Source organism: Ferroplasma sp. Type II, assembly GCF_000496155.1.
Map to the genome: position 1 here is coordinate 2,285 of NZ_KI542816.1, position 1,760 is coordinate 4,044.

The window sequence follows — 1,760 nt, forward strand, 5'->3', positions numbered from 1 at the left end:
CAAGTCTGTCTTCAATACTGCTTCCAGTAACTTTTCCAATAAATCCCTTTCTTGAAGTCCCAAAGAGTGTGTCAAATCCAATGAAAAATGACCATGGAGACTTTAGTATATCCATATTCCCACGGAAATCCTTGGAAAAACCAATTCCTGGATCAATAATTATGTTTTCAGGTTTTATTCCTCTTTTAATCATCTCATTTGCTTTTTCATAAAAATACTGATTTACCTGAAAGTAAAGATTGTCATAATGGGTATAATTTCCCATATTCTGTGGATTTCCTCTCATATGCATTACCACACACTTTACATTGCTATTAACAGCCAGGTCTATCATTCTTTGATCAGAAAAACCAGAAATATCATTAATGTAATCTATGCCGTATTCCATTGCTCTGGATACTGTATAGAAATGCCTGGAATCAAGGGATATAGGTATGCCTGATACAGATTTTATATATTCTATGGCCCATTTCATTCTTTCAAACTCTATCTCAGGATCGACCTCTGTACTTCCGGGTCTTGTGCTCTCACCTCCAATATCTATGATATCCGGTTTCATGTCTATCATTTTGTCTATTATTTCCCTACCTTCAATTCTTGACCCACTGAAAAAGGAATCTGGTGTTGCATTGAGTATTCCCATGACCAGTGATCTTTTATTTTCGATCTTTTTTTCAACATTTCTGGAAATTATATCCTCATACCCTTCAAAAAGATGGTTCCTGGCATAAAACTCTGTTAAAAAACTCCTTTCAAATTTAACAGAATTGAAATTGAATCTTTTTCCATCAATTATTACTTCTCCACTGGCTGATTCCTCATAGACATCTAAATAATGTTTATCCCTGCTGCCTGGAAATACCAATTCCATGAATCAAGATTATACATTAAAGGTATTAATCACTTTCATTTATTTCAGTTGTGTACATTGCTTCTCGGAGGTTTCATGAATAATACCTAATAATAAAATTTTGATATTTGAGCACTGTACATTGGTCTGTCCAGGTTGGACTTATTGAATGGTATTTTTCACAGATATCTATATATTATATACAAAATATATAGACTATATAAGTTATCACATTCGATTTTAGGCAAAGTTAATATACAGTATCTATAATATTATAAATTGAATAACCTTATAAATCTAAATGCAATAAGGTCTGTTTACTTTAAAGAGGAATTAATATGGCAACAAGTAACATGGAAATGGCAAAATTAAGAAGCAGGGCATATGTAAAAATAGATGAACTATCCAGGGCAATCAGCAATGGCTTGAGCTTGCAGAATAGGAAGATGGGAGTAGAGGAATCAGAGTCCTCTGCTGAGCATATTATTAATTTCTTTGGGTACAGCACAAGAGTCATTGACAATATGCTTGAACCGGAAGACCGCGATGTTTTCTATACAATGGAAGACCTTGGAATACTGGAAACTGAAAGAGAGGAAACAACCCTTTTTGACGGAAGGGAATGGCGGATTCATTACTGGATACTCAATGTTTTGCGTGTTCTTGAACTTTCAGAAATGCAGCTGAGCAACACAGTGGAACATGACGGTAGATTTGACATTTACAGCGAAATACCGGATGAGTACTGGAAAGCTAGCGAATAAGGCAGGTAGAGTTAGCTATGCATATTGCGATTTTAGACAGAGAACGGTGTCATCCAAAAAAGTGCAATCATGAGTGCAGATATTACTGCCCACCGGTCAGAAGCGGATCAAAAACTATAGAATTCCCAGGGAAGCAGATGATTTCC

General features: G+C 35.4%; 3 protein-coding genes. 2 read left to right on the top strand and 1 reads right to left on the bottom strand.

Annotated features, from left to right (window positions below; all coding sequences use genetic code 11):
• The coding region (folP, locus tag AMDU4_RS12970) for a dihydropteroate synthase (protein ID WP_290705397.1) at window positions 1-871 on the bottom strand (871 nt) is incomplete at its 3' end.
• Window positions 872-1,188: 317 nt separating this feature from the next.
• Between folP and AMDU4_RS12975 the strand changes: the two genes are divergently transcribed.
• Both AMDU4_RS12975 and AMDU4_RS12980 read left to right on the top strand, forming a co-directional pair.
• Window positions 1,189-1,614 carry a DUF6015 family protein gene (locus AMDU4_RS12975; RefSeq protein WP_021787558.1) on the top strand — a complete coding sequence of 142 codons (426 nt, stop codon included), beginning with the start codon at window positions 1,189-1,191 and terminating at the stop codon, window positions 1,612-1,614.
• Between the two features lie 17 nt (window positions 1,615-1,631).
• The coding region (locus tag AMDU4_RS12980; protein ID WP_021788391.1) for a hypothetical protein at window positions 1,632-1,760 on the top strand (129 nt) is incomplete at its 3' end.